An 18,572-nucleotide genomic window follows, 5' to 3' on the forward strand; every position below is an offset into this window, starting at 1 on the left:
GATGAGGTCTGCAGCTGTTTTTCTTTTTCTGATCATCATGAGCATAATTCCCAGCTCAGCTGACGTCACGATAAACAGACAGCTTTACACAAGCACAGGGGAGATATACGAGTCCCTCTCAATGAAGGGTATCGAGTACACAAACGATATCTCCATATCTCCATTCATCGTTTACGAATCTGCTGATTTCTCTGCTTACCTGGACGGAGACAGCGCCATAAGAAGCGTGATCAACGCACGTTCTGCAGAGGGTAGCTTCGGTTCGAGTGTCGAATCGAAGGGGCGCGGGATAAAGGGGTCGAGGTCTGCAGCCACAGGAATGGCGAACTTCGTCTCCTTTGACCACGAGTTCGCCACCGGAGAGCTGAGCGCCTCAAGCTACAGCAGATCAAGCAGGGTTGAGGAGAGCGCCGAGATCGGAAATGAGCACTACAGCTCGTCGGTAATCGCGTCACCTGCAGCGGCCTTTCACTCCGGGTGGGGCTATGGTCCCCTGACTGGGGATAACGAGGTGGATGTTATACCCCACAGTGTGAAACTGTGGCATGGTGGCAGGTATGTCAGCCAGGATCTTCGTATCGATTTTGTGAGGGATGAGGGGCTCAGGCCTGCATCATACTCATGGGCCGTCGCTGCAGGCGGTCAGTCTGGTGGTTCCGGGGTATCACAGATCATGGTGGGGACCTCAGCTGGAAACGCCCAGATGGATTTGAACATCTTCGGTACCAGCTCCGAGCTGCCGCCAAAAAATGTGCACAGGCACATATATCCACTGATGCTGGACGAGTCCATCCAGTCCGAGGGCACTGGTCTCTTCGATGATCCGGACTTCAACAGGATGATAGATCTGCTCCTGAGAGCCGGCGTGTCACAAAACCTATATATGTCATACACGATAGAATAATGACATAAGGATGTCAGGAGCCAAATTTATTTGAGGAAACTGAATGTAGCTCTGGTGGTCTCACTTCTGCTCATCCCCGCGCTCCCACTGTGCGATGCGAGGGTGGGGTACTGCATAGACGTCACTGTGAGCAACTCCACCATGTCGTCCTCGTGGAGCCGGTGCCAGAGCACAATTCCTCTCTTCTTTGGTGCTGAGACTAGGGTCACAGGGAACGGTAACTTCTCGAGGCACGTATCTGTCGATGGGTTTGCCAAAATAGGTCTGAATGAGGCATCACATGGCGGCCAGGGCCGGCTGGTCATGAGCGATCTGCTCAGTCTATCAAGTCAGGTCGACTGGATAGAGATCAACGAGGTGGTGATAAACGAGAGCCGCTATATCCCCATAAAAGGCCAGGATAGATACACTGTCAAGATCAACGAAAGCCTGCCGACAAATGTTTACAGCAAGCAGAGCATCCTTTATAAGGGAAAGGGCATGTACGCAAAAAACGTGTACATGAATGACGACAAAACGATATCCACAAGTTATCATGCGACCGATCTGCTGAAATCCGTTGCGAGTGTCGGTATACTGGCACCACAAGCATATGTTTTCGCGGATGTGACACCTGCAAGATCCCTCCAGGCAGTCTTTGAGAAGAGAGGCATCGCATTCGCACTCACGTCTACGTCAGATCTGTACTCTGGCTTCTCCTTTGTCTCAGATGATGCATTTATCGATGAGGCGTACATCGGGAAATTCAAGATGAAAAAGGTTGTCACCACCCAGCTTAACTACACCTATCCGGACATTTCCGGCAGGAGGGAGGATTACCTGCCATGCTGCACCAGTGCGGATCTTTACCGGGATGACAGCAAACTCTCTGGTTTGGATGTGGATGAGATCTTCAGCTGCGACGTCTTTTAACGGATAGAAATTTTCCATGGGGTTTGATGGGTGATGTATTAATATACACCTTCCCTCAGATTCCTTCCTGATATAATATGATCGAGATTACAGATGCGGCCGCGATGGTCATGAAGGAGCATCTCGTTCCGGGAAAGGTCGTGAGGATGTTTCTCGCAGCTGTCGATGAGACAGGCGCGAACTACGGTCTTGCTGTTACAGATCCATCTGAGAATGATGTGCTCTTCGAGAGCAACGGGATAACGATACACATGAGCCCTGAGGATGCGGAGATACTGAGCGAGACGATAATCGACTTCATCGACGACCCTGAGATCGGCAGGGGCTTCATAATCTACGGTCCCGGGGACGAGTCCTGCGGATGCGGCCATCACGAGCACGACTACGGCTGCGGATGCCACTGATCTGTGACAGGACACGGGTGGTTTGATTGACCGCTCTTGTCACCGGAGGTGCTGGATTCATAGGCTCCAACCTGGTCGAGGAGCTTGTGAGGGGTGGCGAGGATGTCATCGTTCTGGACAACCTCCAGACCGGGAGCCTGAGGAACCTGGAGGGTCTGGATGTAGAGATAGTGACGATGAGCTGCAACGACATCCCGCGGCTTGATGTAAATGCTGACATGATATTTCATCTGGGAATACCCTCATCGTCTCCTATGTACAAAGAGAACCCGCTTCTTGTGGGCGAGGCGGTGAACGGTTTCATCGCGGTGATGGAGCTCGCGCGCAGGTGCGGCGCCAGGGTCGTCTACGCGTCCACATCCTCCTTGTACAATGGCCTGGAGCCGCCGCACCGCGAGGATATGGTGATAAGGGTCACTGATTACTACACAGAGGCGAGGCTCGCGATGGAGCGGATCGCAGAGCTCTACAGGAAGCTCTACGGCGTGAGCTCCCTGGGTATGAGGTTCTTCTCAGTCTACGGTCCTAAGGAGGAATCGAAGGGGCGGTACGCGAACATGGTCACCCAGTTCCTCTGGGGGATGATGAGAAACGAGACTCCGATCATCTACGGGGATGGATCCCAGACCAGGGACTTCATATACGTCAAAGATGTGGTGCGCGCCCTGATGCTCGCCATGGATTCCGATCACAACGGAGTTCTGAACGTCGGCACAGGCAGAGCACACAGCTTCAACGATGTGATACGCATCCTGGGCAGCAAGCTCGGGGTTGAGATGAGGCCGAGGTACATCGAGAACCCGATAAAGAACTACGTGCAGCACACGCTGGCGGATACCCGAGCTGCCAGGGAGATTCTCGGATTCCATGCGGAGCACGACCTGGAGAGCGGGATCTCCGATCTCATCAGATACTACAGAGCATGATCGCCTCCTGACGTGCGGGGTCTCGGTGGGTTGACTATTTTTATTCAATCCCAAATCAGCCTCGAGGCAGCGCGCCCGCCTGCTGCGATGTGGAACGCCACTGTGGCCATCCTGTCCATGAACGCTATCGAGAGGCCTGTGGATGCCGGGATCCCCTGGGAGGCGAGCAGCGCTGCCATGCCGCCCTCGACAAGCCCCAGGCCTGAGATGCTCACCGGTATGAGAGATAGAGCGCTGACGAGCGGCAGCAGGAGAAACAGCATCTGAAGCGACGGCTCCTGGCCCACCGAGATCGCCAGGATGTACACCCTCATGGCGTGTGTGATCCATGCGATGACGGTCAGGAGGACGGATCTGCTCATCAGGAGCCTGATATCATCCACGGCGGAGAGAGCCTCGAAAAAGATGGCTATCGGGGCCAGCCGATCCGGGCCTCTCAGCCTCCCGGCCATCGCTCTCCTGAAGCGCAGGACCGCCGCGGAGCTCAGAGCCACGACCGCGAGCATCAGCGTGACTGCAGTCACCCCCTCGCGGAAGAAGAGGATCAGCCCACATGCACCGAGGATGAGGATCGTGAGGATATCGGAGAGCCTGTCCAGGACTACAGATGCGAGACCCATGCTCATCTCGATCTCATCTCTCACAAGAAGAGGGCGCGAGAGCTCCCCGATCCTGGCGGGCGTGATGTCAGAGAGAACCATCCCGCCTGCGAACGCCTGGTATGCTGATCTCAGGGGTATATCCCCGCCCATATCGCGAAGTATCAGCCTCCATCTCGTCGAGAGAATAAGAAACGTGATGGAGTAAACTGAGATGGCGATCAGAACACAGGCAGGCCTTGCGGAGGTGATCGTACGCGCCACCTCCACAGGCCCGAGCCTGTGGAGCAGGACCGCCACAAGCATCAGTCCGAACGCGAGCCGGAGGATTTTTTTGAAGCGCATTCCATCTCTGCTGTACGTATGCTGGAGTATCAGGATTTCGTCAGGAGGTGCACCCGCCTGATCGGATCGCCGTCACTGTAGAGCGTGATCTCCACCCTGGATCTGTTTCTCAGCTCCTTGGAGCTGAGGTTCACCGACCAGATCGATTCTCCATCGAGAGCGAACTGGTGGCTGCTCAGAGTGCGCCCATCACCGATGATATCCAGCCTGTAGCTGGCCTTCCCGGCGTGGTTGGCAACGACAATCCTCACATCTGACATCTCAGAGCATGATGGCACATCTCCATTCTGATCTGTGAGGTAAAGTTCGACAGGCCTCTCCTGCTCCATGCTCAGAACGATCACGATCGCCATGACCAGAAACAGTATCGGAACTGCTCGTTTGACACTGATCCAGATCTCCGGAAGCTTCAGATCGTATGCGTCCTCATCTCCGCGTCTTCTCAGCATGGAAACAATCATTAAGACTGCAGTTGCAATGGCAACGTGGATTAGAAGCCGCGAATTCCACAGGCTCATGCCCAGCGCATCCGTACCCACAGCGAGCATACACACTAAAGATACGTTCAACCCTATGCTCATCACCAGGCGCTCGATGGGATCGAGGTCATCCTTCCGCGGGAACAGAGCCACCGAAAGTGCATACCCTGGGAGGATCAGGACAATCGGAAACGCAACCAACGGGACGCCGAGGTATGCGCCTGCAGCTCCGATGAACAGCAGCATAAATGTCAGAGCTGCGTCCCTTGGGATCTCTTTCACATACACAACGGGCACTTCCTATCCATTGTAAATCCAGGCCTCTCCATTATCGTATATCCTGGACGTCATCCTTTCAAGCTTCTCGATCTCATCCTCTCTCAGTGGCTTCTTCTCCTCGAGCAGCCATTCACCGAATTCAGCATACCTCATCATTCTCTCGCGTACAAGAACAAAGTCAATGCAATCTTTGAACCTGCCCGGGTCCAGCATATCCCTCGAAGATAGGCTTTTTCGCTCCAGCAGATCTATTGAGAGGTCTGAAGTGATGTTCTCGAGCTGTAGAGATGCATATCCTACATATCTGTCTGTATGCAGCATTCCCTCTGCCCTGTGATCTCTCAGATAATCGAGCGCCATGATCTCCGTCTCTGGATGGTATATAACAGACGCCCTGGCATCATATCTTGGATCGCTCTTTGGAAACTCCTGCCCCCAGAAAACAGTTGATGGAAACGCCACAACCAGGCTGAAAAGACATATCAGAGCCATTATGGTGGCTCCAACCTTCACATTCCGCCTCCGGACCAGATATACAAAGCCGTAAGCGCTGATCACTGCCAGCGGTGGGTATATGAACTCTATGAACCTGAGCGGGTCCTCAAAATAATACAGCTTCAGGATGCTGCCCAGAAACAGCACTGCCACGCCACCAGACCACGCCAGAAACGGCAATCCATCTGTGTTCATGAACCCCCTCAGGCCGACAAGGGCGAGGATTATCATCATCAGACCGTTGGCATAGAAGATGAGCGGATAGCTCAGAACGAAAGAGGACCTTCCGAGAAGAAAGTTCAGAGCTAGAGCTGCGCAGATAATGCTGATGGCAGTCAATCCGTAATAGATGGGCATCGAGAGGTTCTGGAGGCGATGGGTGTGTGCTCGGAGCTGTATGATGCGGTTGTTAAAAAAACCGAGTGATACGTATACCAGGATCAGAATCATGGATACCACAACAACCGGGTCTCCAGGGACTGCTGCAGGAAGAAGCCTGTCCATCGTGCCGGCCACCAGTCTGTAGATGCTCGGCAGTCTCATGTTCCACCAGATGAGGGGGATCGCAAAAGCGAATAGTGAGAGCGATAGAGCCCTGATGGAGTCTTTACCGCTTCTGGACACGAACAGCAGATACGCAATGGCGAATGAGTTGATCCAGACAACGAAGATCATTGCTGTCAAATGGTGAGTGAGTGCGAGACAGCTTATGATCACGAGAGCGGCCGGAAGGTATCGGGTGCTGGAAAAAGCTCTGTATGACAGGTAGAAAGCGACCAGCGCCATGGGTATGCCGAGAGATTCAGTTGCTGCCTGGGATATCCAGTGTATATATGCGGTGCCAACTGAGAGAAGCAGTCCGGTTGATATGGCGATCCTGCGGTCGAAGAACTCCCTCGCGAGGAGGTACATGGATAAAATGCCAGCTGAGCTGAACGCTGGGATTAGAAACTTCTGGATGAGCATGGCCTCTGTGTGCATGTATTTTGACGCGGCCGCGATCAGAGCGTGAAGCGCGGGCTGCTGGTCTGGATAGTGCGCAGGTGAGAGGGAACCGCTCATCATAATTTTGAGTATCATCGAGTACTCAAACCACGGGTCGCCCCAAGTGAGATACTCGAAGCGGAATGCCAGAACGAGGGACGACTGAATGCTGCAGAGGGCAAGGCCAGCCGGACTTTCTGTCAGACAGGTGCGGTATACCAGAATCGAGTAGCAAGCTGCGAAAAGGATCACAGCCAGTATGTTAATCCTGCTCAGGGCGAGCCCGAGTAGCCCTCCGAGAAAAAGCATGATCTCGAGTCCATTATCGCCCATCCTCAGATCTCTCATGCTCTCATCCTGTTGCGTCTGACCATTCAGACCTTCCAAGCATACTTGATAAAACTATTCGCTTTTATGTATTCAGCAACTTGAAGGATATGCATACTGGTTGCTGAATGCACTCATTCGCTCGTCACGAGCGCACAGCGTGACTGGTGCCTCTTCGGGCAAGTTATCAGATGGATAAGAGCGAAACTATTTTGCTGATCCGACTGTCACATCATCGTCAACGCCAGCGTGACCATCCCCATGGATATGCAGAACCAGGAGAAGCTGACCTCCCTTGCGAATCTGATCAGGATATCCATCGTCGCGTACCCTGTGATGAACGATGAGGCGAGCATTGCCGCTCCGGGCAGCGATTGAATCGATACCGGGGATCCTGCGATGCAGTCGAGCCCTATCGCGCCGATGACAGCGGGAACGCTTATGATGAAGGATATCAGGAGAGCTTCGTCCTGCCTCACTCCACGCATCAGCATCGCCGTCAGGGTCGTGCCGGATCTCGATACCCCTGGAAGTATCGATAAGCCCTGTGCGAGGCCCAGTATAACCATGTCCTTCGTGGTGATATCCTCCATGCCTCTGGTGGATGAGCCGCGCAGCCTGAGCATCAGTCCTGTGATCATGAGAAGAGCGCCTATGAGCAGCGTCGCCTGCTCGCCCCCGGTGAACCTCTCCCTGAATAGGATGTAGAGGGGCACGCCTGTAACCCCTGTGCAGAGCGTGGCGACGATCACCGTTCTCATGAGATTTGACTCCATTTTCATCCTCATCAGCTCACGCCTGAACCTCACGATCACCGCGAGCATCGTGCCTGTGTGCAGGAATATCGAGCATGAGAGGGCTTCAGAGGGGCTCATCCCCAGCCAGCTCATCATCGTCAGCATCGTCTGGCCCTCGCTGCTCACCGGCAGCCATTCGGTGATCCCCTGGAGCGCGCCCAGAACCAGAGCCTGAAATGCATCCATCCAGGCACCGGTCTGCTGGATGGTATATCACAGTTTTGGGGAAGATTTTTAATCGCGCTCTCTCTTTCACCACTGGTGATGCTCTGATCTCCGATATGATCCTCGCAGCATCTGCGCTCCTCCTCACAACCACATGCGGCCTGCCGTTTCTGCGGAGCTGCAGGGGACGCGCGCTGACGAGGCTCTCGCTCTCCTTCGCCCTGGGATGCGTGCTTCTCATCATCTCAGGGATTGCAGGGGGTCTTATCGGAGTCGATCCCGTGATCCCGCAGGCAGCCCTGCTGATCATCTGCGCCGCAGCGTGTGGATATGAGCTGCATAAGGGCATGGATATCGGGCGGCTCGATGGCGATGATCTCGTCGTGATTGGGATTGCGGCTCTCTATCTGATCATCGGAGTCGTGTTCTTCAACCGGATAGCGATGTGGATGAGCGGGGACGCGGTGGCGCATGCCGAGCTGATTCGAACGCTGCTCGATGGAGGGAAGCTCCCTGTGGGTCTGCCGCGGGTCGGAAGTTACTGGGAGTACTACCCCAAGGGCTTTCACCACTACGCTTACCTCTGGGCCAGGATGTTCCCTGTTCTGGATGTGATACAGGTCCTTCCGGTTGTGATCACATCCGTCACGCCGCTACTTCTCTACTCGATCGTGAGGGAGATGAGAGCAGAGGCAGCGATGCATGCGGCTGTGCTCGCGACGTTTCTCTTTCCGGCGCACTACAGCCATCTCATCTGGGGAGGTTATCCGACAGCGACCGCGGAGATGCTCCTCGTCGCGTCCGTTCTCTCCTGCATTGCTGAGATGCGGGCTCTGCCCTTCATGCTTCTGGGCGCGCTGCTCGCACACGCGCGGGTGCTCGCCATCGCCATCGCCGTTCTCTCATCATGGGCTGCAGCATCGAACCTCCGCCGGTTCAGGAGGATTCACCAGCAGATCCTGCTCGTCTCCGGGGTGGCTGCAGTTGCTCTTTATCTCATACCGCATCCTCCCGATTACCTGATATCTGTCCTCAGCGACAGGATCCAGGCGAGCGATTTCGTCGCCCGCTGGTACCCGGCGATCCTGGCGCTTCTCGGCTCTCTCGTCGCGCTACTGAGGGATGATCGTCTGGATCGGATGGCTCTTTCTTGGGCTGCTGCTGTGATCGCAGTGGTTCTCCTCGCGGATTCCGGCCCACTGAGCTTCATCGGAACCCCTGACAGGCTTCTCCTGGAGCTGTACCTGCCGCTGAGCATTCTGGGCGCGCTGGCGCTTGCGAGGATTGATGGAGATCTCAGGCTCAGACGGGCGGTTCATCTCTCCCTGATCATTCTAGGCGTCATCTCGATGATGGTTGTGCTGGAGAGCTACGCCGGATCCTGGGGTATGCCGCGCGAGGATTACGAGGCGATACGGTGGATCCAGGCGCAGAACCTGAGCGATGCGGTGGTCGTGAACCTCGACGAGACTGGTGCCTGGATATACCCCATCACAGGCATCCGGGTCGCGAGGGGGAGGTTCACGGGGGGTTTCAGCTACTCCCTGCCGGATATGGTGATAAGAGATCCGAACGATCCCGCCGCTTTGGATGCCATTGAAAATCTCGGGCGCAGGAATGTGCTCGTCTACGTCTCGAGCGTCTCCATCAGGAGTCCTGGGTATGTGCCGCCGTTTGCGGAGCATCACGGGCCGTATCCCAGGGTGAACATGAGCTTCTCTCCAGAGCATTACGATCTCATCTACGACAGAGGCGCCAGGATCTACAGGTTCCGCTGAAGCACCGATCTGATTGACTCAATGCTCTCCCTGCAGCTCTCGAGGTATCCCTCAGGATCTGAGCTTCTGGTCGTCCCAGGGCTTTCTGTGCGTGTAGAAGCGCCCGGGATCTCGGGCTCATCTCCGGAGAGCACCACGTAATCGCTCATCACGGATGCCCTGAGCATGAGTGGCATAATCTCGAAGATCCTCGTACAGAGGCCTGGCAATGCCTGTGAGGCTGCGGAGGAGATCGAGGTTCATCTCCTCCGTGCTCCTGGTTATCACTGCAACATCCAATCCGAGCTTCCTGAACTCGGAGTGACATCATATATGAGAGCCTCGTGCTTCTTCATGCAGATCCCTTCTGATCTCCTCAATGGTTATCATTGGAGGTAGCCCTACACGATCTCCATGAGCTAAGTTTTTCTTCACTTCATCAGCTGAATCAAGCGTGAGCTTCTAACCAGCCTGTCGTATCTCTGAAACAGGTGGTTTCTCAGGCCGTTGCACATCCTCAGCTGCTGGGCGAGATCTTTTCAGATCTCCGATCTCCTCGAGACCTGATGTTGGTGTGATCGTACTCCATCTGCCGGGGATATCTCAGAAGCATGGCTGTCGGATCCATGGAAGAGTTGATGATGTTGGAGGCGTGTAAAAGACCCCGCATATCTCTGAGGTGCATGGGGAATGATCTCAGCGATCTCAATTTGGTTCATCTTCTCCCTGTACCGGATCAGCCTCTCCTTTCATTCTCCCAAAAGCATCATTCATTTTGGGTACCTGGTCATTAGGATGGTTTTGCTTTGTGATCTTCAGGAGCAAAGCATCGAAACCTTGATATGTTTTCATAAGAAGGCACAATCGAGCAGGATGGAGGAAGTGCTTTACATCAGCGTTCCTGTCAGCGTTGCAGCGACATGGATAGCGACGTGGAAGTGGATCCGCAAGGCTCCGGAGGTCGGTCTTCTGGGATGGGACATGCACAAGCCCGGGCGGCCGAAGGTGCCGGAGATATGGACTATATTATTCATGGTGCTCATATATATGGGCATGGAGCACAGCGGGAGATGACAGCAGCTGATATTAGCAAATATGGGAGGCTCATGAGATCTCAAGCTCTCAAAAGAATATTTGACCTGGTAGGAGCATCTTTATTGCTCTTGCTTTTAGCTCCATTTGCGCTTATAGTAGCCATACTGATCCGTTTAACGATGGGCTCTCCTGTTATATTCCGGCAGGTAAGGCCGGGTCTACACGGCAGGCCCTTTGTGATGTACAAGTTTCGGACCATGCTCGAACTGCGAGATGCTCAGGGCAACCTGCTTCCTGATGAGCAGCGCATCACATGGATTGGAAGACAAATTCGAAGGCTAAGTTTGGATGAGATCCCAGAACTCTGGAACGTTTTGAGAGGCGATATGAGCCTGGTGGGCCCACGGCCTCTTCTGATGGAGTATATTCCATTATATACAGCCGAGCAGGCACGCAGACATGAAGTAAAGCCTGGAATTACGGGGTGGGCCCTTGTCCATGGGCGTAATATGCTTGACTGGGAAGAGAAGTTCAGGTTAGATATTTGGTACGTGGATAACCACAATCTATGGCTAGATCTTAGAATACTTGCTCTTACTATTTGGATGGTTCTTAAGAGAGAAGGCGTCTCTTTTCCTGGGCATGAGACTATGCCACGGTTTGCAGGTGAAAGACGATGAAGATCTATGTTTTTGGAGGTGGCGGGCATGCGAAAGTTGTTGTTGGAACACTGCTTGAGCTAGGTATGACTATAGAGGGAATTTTCGACGACCGGTCCGAAAAGTGGGGAGATGAGATACTTGGCATTAAAATAGTGGGTCCTGTCAGCGAAGGAGCCAAGATTAGCGGTAGCGGTTCTGCTGGTGTCATTGCTGTGGGAGATAACCGTATGCGATTACGTTTGGCTCATCTTCTCAAAGGCTGGAGGTGGATAACCGCTGTGCATCCTCGGGCTTGGGTTCACAGCTCTGTACAGCTTGGGCCAGGAACTATCGTTCTTGCTGGAGCGATGATTCAGCCAAATGTTCGTATCGGTGCTCATTGCATAATCAATACTGGAGCGACTATCGACCACGACTGCACATTGGGTGATTTTGTACATGTTGCACCAGGAGTTAATCTGGGTGGAAATATTTTCTTAGGAATTGGAAGCTTTGTTGGAATCGGAGGCGTTATAATTCCAGGCATACATGTCGGAGAATGGGCCAGCGTGGGCGCTGGAGGGGTGGTCATACAAGATGTTCCAAGCTATACCACTGTTGCAGGCGTTCCAGCAAGGATTATCAGAGGTGCTCAAACTGAGGCCGAGAAAATCATTTAAAACTTCCACAGCATTTTATGCTATATATAAAAATAAAAGGCTACAGGATGTGATGATCTAGATGCAGGAACGTGTACCAATGTCCGCGCCTGATATTACAGAAGATGATGTTGAGGTAGTAGCAAATGTCGTGAGATCTGGTCGTTTAGCCCTCGGCCCTAAGACAGAGGAGTTCGAGAGGTTAATCGCAGAGTACACAGGCACAGACCATGCAGTTGCAGTAAGCTCAGGTACGGCTGCTTTGCATCTTATCGTCAAATCCCTCGGTATCGGACCTGGAGATGAGGTCCTTGTTCCATCATTCACATTTATCGCAAGCGTCAATGCCATTCTCTATGAAGGGGCTAAGCCGGTGTTCGTGGATATCGAACCGGACACATACAATTTGGATCCCGAAGATCTTGAGCAGAAGATCACACCCCTGACAAAGGCAATCATGGCGGTTGACGTCTTCGGCCATCCGGCTGACTGGGACGCTCTAATGAGAATCTCCATGGATTACGATCTCAGGGTTATAGACGATTCATGCGAGGCCCTCGGTGCTAGATACAACGATAAAAGCCTTGGACAATTCGGCGATGCTGCAGCGTTTGCATTCTATCCAAACAAGCAAATCACAACAGGCGAGGGGGGTATGATTGTAACCAACAATCCAAATATTGCTAAAATTTGCCGTAGCCTGCGCAACCAGGGGAGGGGGGAGATGGGATCTTGGCTTGAGCACGAACGCCTGGGCTACAATTATCGAATGACTGAGATGTCTGCAGCTCTTGGTATCTCACAGCTCAGGCGTTTGGAGGATATACTGGCCAAAAGGGAGCGTGTTGCCCGAATGTACACCAGTCGACTCTCAGGTCTGGAGTGGGTACGAACGCCTGCTGTTAGACCAAATGTGCGGAAGAGCTGGTTTGTGTACACAATCACACTGTCTGAAGGGCTGAGCCGGGATGCGGTCATGCAGGCCATGATGAGGGAGGGTATCCCCTCCAGGGGCTACTTCTCTCCGGTGCATCTGCAGGGATACATTCGTGAGCTTTTGGGCACACATGAAGGGATGCTGCCTGTCACAGAATCTGTCGCTGGCAGGACCATGGCGCTGCCATTTCACAGCAATCTCTCTGAAGATGAGGTGGATGAAGTAGTGGAGGTATTGAGCAGATGCGTGAGATCCCTGCTAAAAGCCTGAACCATATTCTCAGCGGCTGTTACAGGTGGGTCGGATATCATCGAAAGGCAGCATTTACCTTAGTTGATTCAATTTTGATTATAATTTCAATGTATATGGCTTTTTGGTCTAGATTCGATGGAGCAATACCTCAAAAGTATTATAACATGATGACTCTGACTCTGCCGCTTGTGCTATTAATCAAGCTTTCTATCTTCCATGTCTTTCGCATTTACCGTTTCATCTGGAGACATATAGGTCTTGAAGAGTTGTTGAATACAGCTTTTGCTTCTGCTGTCGCGTCGCTATCTCTCGCCGCTATGCTTTTCATGTTTCGCACGTGGACAGCCCTGTCTGGATTTCCAAGGTCTGTAATTGTTATTGATTTTGCTTTCACGCTTATTGGGATGATGGGAGTTCGCCTTGGGAAGCGAAGCGTTCGATTTTTGCGATCCTTGCGGACATCACCTCCAAACAGCCGAAGAGCCATTATTGTTGGTGCCGGAACAGCCGGGGAAATGGTCGTTCGAGCTCTCTTGCAGGATGGTGGTGTCATTTATTGGCCAGTTGGCTTTCTTGATGACGACCAGAATAAGCAGGGGCTTTCCATCCATGGTGTTCCTGTTCTCGGACCGATAAGCAGTCTTCCTGCAATCGTCAAATTACACAGTGTCGAGACGGTTCTGATAGCCATGCCCTCAGCACCATCTCGGGTGATCAAGAAGACGGTTGATGTCGCCAGAAGAAGTGGGATAACTGATATCAAAACTGTTCCATTCCTTAGCGAACTTTATGCAGGACAATTAAGAGTCTCAGATATCCGAGAGGTGCGGCCGGAAGATGTTCTACCACGTGAGCCTGTCTCTGTAGATCTCAAAGCTGTTGAGCACTTTTTGAAGGGAAAGAAGGTCCTTGTGACTGGTGCTGCAGGATCGATAGGCTCTGAGCTCTGCAGGCAGGTGCTAAGGTTTCAGCCAACTGAGCTTTTGGCGCTGGATTTTGATGAGACCGGTCTATTCAATCTTGAGAATAACCTCAGGAATTTATTTCCAGACAGGACAATTAAAATAATTGTGGGTGATATACGCGACAGAGATAAAATGCACTCAGTCTTTCAGAGGGAACATCCTGAGGTTGTCTTTCATGCGGCTGCTTACAAACATGTGCCAATGATGGAGGCCTATCCCGAAGAGGCTGTAAAAACAAACGTTTTTGGCACGAAAGTTTTGATAGAAGAGACGCATAAAGCGGGTGCGGAGGCATTTGTGCTGATCTCCACGGACAAAGCAGTCAATCCTGTCTCGATAATGGGAATGACAAAACGCGTTGCTGAAGTAGTCACGTTGACTTCAGGAAACGGAAAAACCACCCGCTGTATAGCTGTCAGGTTTGGAAATGTGCTTGGTAGCCGTGGAAGTGTGATTCCCACTTTTATAGAACAGATACGTCGTGGAGGTCCTGTGACGGTTACTCATCCGGATATGGAGCGTTACTTCATGACCATACCTGAGGCAGTCCTGCTCGTTCTTCAAGCTGGAGCTATGGGCAGAACCGGAGAGGTTTTCGTTCTCGATATGGGCAAACCGGTAAAGATCCTGGATATAGCAAGAGAATTGATACGATTCCATGGTCTCGAGCCAGACAGGGATATACCGATAGTCTTTACCGGAATCAGACCAGGCGAAAGGCTGCGCGAAGATCTGCTTACTGCGGAAGAGGGTGTATCTGCCACCACACACAGGCAGATATACATCGCTAAGATGGGCAACAGTCTGCCTAAAGACGTATTGCAAAACAGGCTGGAGATTCTGAAAGATGTTGTCAAGAAGGAAGCTGGGAGAGACACAATAAAAAAAGCGCTGATGGAGATTATTTATGGTCATAATATGCAAGACAGGATGCATGTGGAACATATTGGCAAAGTTGCATAAACTTAACAAGGGTGTGGAGGCTGTGGTGGCGATGCTGAGCATTTATGCGTACCTCTGATGGTGGTCTGAATGGATGAGAGAATGGATGACGAGATAGATCTGCGTGACATAATCCGTGTGCTGTGGGAGAACAGGTTCCTGGTAGTGGGCATTTTCCTGATCGCGGTGGTGGCTGCAGGCGCGGTGAGCATCATGATGCCATCGGTCTACAGGGCATCGTGCCTCGTCGCTCTCGGGAACTTCGGGGATCCGGTATACACGACTCAGTCTGGGGCATCTGAGATCCTGACGAGTGATGCGTTTGTTCTCGACCTTCTCTCCCGGCTCAACCTCAGCCTCTCTCCTGGCGAGCTCGCCGAATTTAAGGATAGGATTAGGATTGAGCCTGTTAAGGGTTCAGACCGCCTACTCAGCATCTCCATGGAGACCACGGATCCAGAAGAGGGGAAGCGGATCCTGCGGGAGATGGTCAGCTTATTCGAAGACAGGAGCAACCAGAGCTACACTGAGCAGAGGGGTCTCCTGCTGGAGCAGCTCTCAGCCACCAACCAGCTTCTGGATTCTGTGGAGGAGAGCATCAACCAGACTCACCAGGCGATGAAGGAGATCGAGGGCGCCACGGGCGTATCTCAGCTGGAGAAGAACCTGTTGCTTTCATACAAGCTGGATTACCTGCAGAATGCGGAATCTCAGCGGCTGAGCCTGATGGATCGTTCCATGAATCTCCAGAAGCAGCTCAGGCTCATGAAACCCGTGGAAATCGTGGATGCTCCGGTTGAGCCCGCCGAACCTGTAAAGCCCCGAAGGGCCCTCATCGTCATTGTCGCAGGCATGCTCGGGCTGATGCTCGGCGTATTCGCAGCATTCCTGAGGGTGGCTCTCAGAAGAGAGGAGCAGCGCACAGGAGAGTAACAGAGGGTGTCGCATGTGGTGGGTGCGCTTCTGCAGGGAGATCGATGAGCTCTACGAGTTCGCCTTCCGGACCGCTCAGGCGTACGAGGACTTCAAGCACATATACCGTGAGTACCTGGAGGAGGCCGCGCGTGCTGGACCGTGAGCGGGTACTCGCGAAGATCGATGAGCTTGAGGGATATCCGGGCGAGATGCGAGAGATCGCGCCTGCAAGCTTCGAGGATTGTATGAGGATCGGGAAAAGGAGAGCATGTGAGCGTCTTCTCCAGATCTCGATCGAGACTATTCTATATAGCTCATTCTGGTTGCATGCCTCAGGCTGGGACTGGCAGCAGATGAGGACCTGTTTGAAAAGCTCGCAAGTTCTGGGGTTCTCTCCAGAGAGGTGGTGGAGAGAGCGAAGCGGATGAAGGGATTCCGCAACATACTGGTTCGCAGATACGGGTACGTGGATGATCGGATAGTCTATGAGATGGTGACCGGGCATCTAAACGACTTTGATACCTTCAGAAAGGAGGTGCTGAATGTGCTCGCTGAAGAGCGGCGTGGCTGAGCAGAAGCCGTAAGGCTCAGCCTGAGCTGTGGCTTTGCAGAACCTCCTGAGGTAGGGGAAAACCGTTCAGAGATTGGAGGAGCATACCCCAGCAGGACTGATATTTTTGTCCGGGATATTTTCTTAGAGTGCGGGAGAGTTCGCTGGCTGTTCACAGGTTGAAGGTGCCAGCATAACTTTCCGGCATTCTTGCTCTAAGCCCAGGGAATCGTCCTGCTCTTCGGGCGTCTTCCGGAACACATATTAATAGGATCTATGAAGTGATAATCACGATGAAGGTAAGGGCGCTGATACGGGGCCAGAGGGTTCACGGAGTGGGTTACCGCAACCATCTTTTTTCCGAGGCCGACGGCCTGTGCATGGATGGTTTCTCCGCGCGGAATCTCAGGGAGAATGGTCTCCAGCTTGTCGGGGTCCTCTTCGAGGGAGATGATAGGCAGGTTTCGTCCTTCATGGCATTCATCAGATCCAGCTGGCCGAAGGCTGCTGAAGTCTCAGACATATCCTTCGAGGAGTACGATGGTCGTGTCGAGAAGCTCACCAGATTCGCCATAAGGTTTCAGGCCATCCAGCTCTCCAAGGGCGTCGAGTCAATCCTGAGAATAGAAGCAAAACAGGATCAGATGCTCGAGAAACAGGACCGCATGCTTGAAAAGCAGGATCTCATGCTCGAGAAGCAGGATCGAATGCTTGAAAAGCAGGATGCGATGCTCGAGAAACAGGACGAGACTGTGGAGGAGCTCAGGGGAGTGAGGTCTGATCTCAAGGAGCACATGGAGAAGAGGTTCGCCCGGATCGAGGGAGAGATCGCTGAGATCAAGAGGGTGATAAGGGAGCTCGGGGGCAGCTGCGTCTGAGCGCGATGCTTGTACCATCTGTCTGAATCGGCATACCAGATAGGATGGTGGAAAGGGATGCTTACAGCGATCTGGTCTTCTGGGAAGATTTGGATCCGGACGCAGAGGAGGGAGACCTTCAGGCCCTGAAGGAGATGATCGAGCAGCTGTTCCTCTGTGCTTCGAAGAGGAGCTGGACTTTGTGGAGTTTTTTCTGGAAAAGAATGCAAAGGGGGCCAGAGCGGAAGCCCGGGATCGACTGGGGCGGGGCGCTCAGGGATCTTCGTGATCGTTATACTTCGTTGAAGCTTCAGCACGAGACTGCACGATAAAGGAGCTTACGGACTGAGCGCGCTCATGGAGCTTGCTCAGACGCCTCAGGTCAGCTATTTGTATGAAGAGCTAGAATATGTGTGATAGATATGCGTCGTGTTGAGATCATCGCTAAGGGGGACGTCCAGAGGGTCGGCTACCGGGATGCGGTCCAGAACATCGCCAGGAGGCTCGGCGTTTCCGGCATTGTCCAGAACGTGGAACCATATGATGTGAGGATCGTCGCCGAGGGGGAGGAGGATGTCCTGAAGGAGTTCGTGAATGCCGTGAACATCCAGGAGAGGCCGATCAGAGTCGAGGAGCTTGAAGTGAGATGGGCGGATGCGACAGGTGAGTTCCAGTACTTCAGGATCCTGAGAGGCGACTGGCAGGAAGAGCTCGGCGAGAGGTTCGATGTCGCGATAAGGTATCTCCAGAGAAGCATCGAGCTGGGCGAGCAGAATCTTGCTGTGGGCAGGGGGAACCTGTCCATTGGAAGGATGATGCTCGAGAAGCAGGATCAGATGCTCGAGAAACAAGATCAGATGCTCGAGAAACAAGATGCGATGCTGGAGAAGCAGGACGAGACTATCGAGGAGCTTCGAGGGATGAGATCCGATCTCCGTGAGCACATGGACAAACGGTTCGCCCGGATCGAGGGAGAGATTGCGGAGATCAAGAGGGCAATAAGGGAGCTCGGGGGCAGCTGCATCTGACCTGTCCAGTGCGATCAGTTATTTGTATGAACAGCGACAAGATGCGTGACTGATATGCGTCGTGTTGAGATCATCGCTAAGGGGGACGTCCAGAGGGTCGGCTACCGGGATGCTGTCCAGAACATCGCCAGGAGGCTCGGCGTTTCCGGCATTGTCCAGAACGTGGAACCATATGATGTGAGGATCGTCGCCGAGGGGGAGGAGGATGTCCTGAAGGAGTTCGTGAATGCCGTGAACATCCAGGAGAGGCCGATCAGAGTCGAGGAGCTTGAAGTGAGATGGGCGGATGCGACAGGTGAGTTCCAGTACTTCAGGATCCTGAGAGGCGACTGGCAGGAGGAGCTCGGCGAGAGGTTCGATGTCGCGATAAGGTATCTCCAGAGAAGCGTCGAGCTGGGCGAGCAGAATCTTGCTGTGA

22 protein-coding genes are annotated in these 18,572 nt (G+C 53.1%); 17 read left to right on the forward strand and 5 right to left on the reverse strand.

Features of this window, described 5'->3' with window-relative positions; translation table 11 throughout:
* Position 1: 1 nt before the first annotated feature.
* From QHG98_01455 to QHG98_01470, 4 genes are all read left to right on the forward strand, one after another.
* Positions 2-904, forward strand: coding sequence for a hypothetical protein (locus QHG98_01455; protein ID MDH7596398.1), 903 nt, complete (start codon positions 2-4; stop codon positions 902-904).
* A gap of 30 nt (positions 905-934) precedes the next feature.
* Entirely contained in the window at positions 935-1,816 is an 882-nt protein-coding gene (locus QHG98_01460; protein ID MDH7596399.1) for a hypothetical protein, read from the forward strand.
* A gap of 77 nt (positions 1,817-1,893) precedes the next feature.
* A complete protein-coding gene (locus QHG98_01465) occupies positions 1,894-2,220 on the forward strand; it encodes an adhesin (protein ID MDH7596400.1) in 327 nt (108 codons plus the stop codon).
* 26 nt (positions 2,221-2,246) lie between these two features.
* Positions 2,247-3,146 carry an NAD-dependent epimerase/dehydratase family protein gene (locus QHG98_01470; GenBank protein MDH7596401.1) on the forward strand — a complete coding sequence of 300 codons (900 nt, stop codon included), beginning with the start codon at positions 2,247-2,249 and terminating at the stop codon, positions 3,144-3,146.
* 44 nt (positions 3,147-3,190) lie between these two features.
* Here the strand turns inward: QHG98_01470 and QHG98_01475 are convergent, their stop codons facing one another.
* The 4 genes from QHG98_01475 to QHG98_01490 form a co-directional block, all read right to left on the reverse strand.
* On the reverse strand, positions 3,191-4,090 hold the full coding sequence (locus QHG98_01475) for a lysylphosphatidylglycerol synthase transmembrane domain-containing protein (protein ID MDH7596402.1): 900 nt from the start codon (positions 4,088-4,090) through the stop codon (positions 3,191-3,193).
* A 29-nt stretch (positions 4,091-4,119) separates the two neighbouring features.
* Positions 4,120-4,851 (reverse strand): DUF1616 domain-containing protein, encoded by a 732-nt coding sequence (locus QHG98_01480; protein MDH7596403.1) that lies wholly within the window; start codon positions 4,849-4,851, stop codon positions 4,120-4,122.
* Between the two features lie 18 nt (positions 4,852-4,869).
* Complete coding sequence (locus tag QHG98_01485) at positions 4,870-6,675, reverse strand: glycosyltransferase family 39 protein (GenBank protein MDH7596404.1); 1,806 nt, start codon at positions 6,673-6,675, stop codon at positions 4,870-4,872.
* A gap of 206 nt (positions 6,676-6,881) precedes the next feature.
* Positions 6,882-7,637, reverse strand: a complete 756-nt coding sequence (locus tag QHG98_01490; protein ID MDH7596405.1) for an undecaprenyl-diphosphate phosphatase — start codon at positions 7,635-7,637, stop codon at positions 6,882-6,884.
* 35 nt (positions 7,638-7,672) lie between these two features.
* Between QHG98_01490 and QHG98_01495 the strand changes: the two genes are divergently transcribed.
* The gene (locus QHG98_01495; GenBank protein ID MDH7596406.1) at positions 7,673-9,394 is read left to right on the forward strand and encodes a hypothetical protein; all 1,722 of its coding nucleotides are present in this window, start codon (positions 7,673-7,675) and stop codon (positions 9,392-9,394) included.
* Here the strand turns inward: QHG98_01495 and QHG98_01500 are convergent.
* Complete coding sequence (locus QHG98_01500; protein MDH7596407.1) at positions 9,379-9,570, reverse strand: hypothetical protein; 192 nt, start codon at positions 9,568-9,570, stop codon at positions 9,379-9,381. The two genes, QHG98_01495 and QHG98_01500, sit on opposite strands and share 16 nt — an antisense overlap.
* 676 nt (positions 9,571-10,246) lie before the next feature.
* On the opposite strand from QHG98_01500, the gene QHG98_01505 reads away from it, so the two are divergent.
* The 12 genes from QHG98_01505 to QHG98_01560 all read left to right on the forward strand — a co-directional run.
* On the forward strand, positions 10,247-10,447 hold the full coding sequence (locus QHG98_01505) for a hypothetical protein (protein MDH7596408.1): 201 nt from the start codon (positions 10,247-10,249) through the stop codon (positions 10,445-10,447).
* Positions 10,444-11,088 (forward strand): sugar transferase, encoded by a 645-nt coding sequence (locus QHG98_01510; protein ID MDH7596409.1) that lies wholly within the window; start codon positions 10,444-10,446, stop codon positions 11,086-11,088. The genes QHG98_01505 and QHG98_01510 overlap by 4 nt, the downstream gene beginning before the upstream one ends.
* On the forward strand, positions 11,085-11,729 hold the full coding sequence (locus QHG98_01515; protein MDH7596410.1) for an acetyltransferase: 645 nt from the start codon (positions 11,085-11,087) through the stop codon (positions 11,727-11,729). The genes QHG98_01510 and QHG98_01515 overlap by 4 nt, the downstream gene beginning before the upstream one ends.
* 61 nt (positions 11,730-11,790) lie before the next feature.
* Positions 11,791-12,915 carry a DegT/DnrJ/EryC1/StrS family aminotransferase gene (locus QHG98_01520; GenBank protein MDH7596411.1) on the forward strand — a complete coding sequence of 375 codons (1,125 nt, stop codon included), beginning with the start codon at positions 11,791-11,793 and terminating at the stop codon, positions 12,913-12,915.
* Complete coding sequence (locus QHG98_01525; protein MDH7596412.1) at positions 12,888-14,825, forward strand: nucleoside-diphosphate sugar epimerase/dehydratase; 1,938 nt, start codon at positions 12,888-12,890, stop codon at positions 14,823-14,825. The genes QHG98_01520 and QHG98_01525 overlap by 28 nt, the downstream gene beginning before the upstream one ends.
* 69 nt (positions 14,826-14,894) lie before the next feature.
* Positions 14,895-15,737, forward strand: coding sequence for a GNVR domain-containing protein (locus QHG98_01530; GenBank protein MDH7596413.1), 843 nt, complete (start codon positions 14,895-14,897; stop codon positions 15,735-15,737).
* Positions 15,738-15,750: 13 nt separating this feature from the next.
* Positions 15,751-15,882, forward strand: coding sequence for a hypothetical protein (locus QHG98_01535; GenBank protein ID MDH7596414.1), 132 nt, complete (start codon positions 15,751-15,753; stop codon positions 15,880-15,882).
* Positions 15,883-16,080: 198 nt separating this feature from the next.
* A complete protein-coding gene (locus QHG98_01540; GenBank protein ID MDH7596415.1) occupies positions 16,081-16,290 on the forward strand; it encodes a DUF86 domain-containing protein in 210 nt (69 codons plus the stop codon).
* A 272-nt stretch (positions 16,291-16,562) separates the two neighbouring features.
* Positions 16,563-17,147, forward strand: a complete 585-nt coding sequence (locus QHG98_01545; GenBank protein MDH7596416.1) for an acylphosphatase — start codon at positions 16,563-16,565, stop codon at positions 17,145-17,147.
* Positions 17,148-17,191: 44 nt separating this feature from the next.
* Positions 17,192-17,458 carry a hypothetical protein gene (locus QHG98_01550; GenBank protein MDH7596417.1) on the forward strand — a complete coding sequence of 89 codons (267 nt, stop codon included), beginning with the start codon at positions 17,192-17,194 and terminating at the stop codon, positions 17,456-17,458.
* A 90-nt stretch (positions 17,459-17,548) separates the two neighbouring features.
* Positions 17,549-18,154, forward strand: coding sequence for an acylphosphatase (locus tag QHG98_01555; protein MDH7596418.1), 606 nt, complete (start codon positions 17,549-17,551; stop codon positions 18,152-18,154).
* A gap of 54 nt (positions 18,155-18,208) precedes the next feature.
* On the forward strand, positions 18,209-18,572 hold a 364-nt coding region (locus QHG98_01560; GenBank protein ID MDH7596419.1), incomplete at its 3' end, for an acylphosphatase.

Source organism: Methanothrix sp. (assembly GCA_029907715.1).
GTDB lineage: Archaea > Halobacteriota > Methanosarcinia > Methanotrichales > Methanotrichaceae > Methanothrix_B.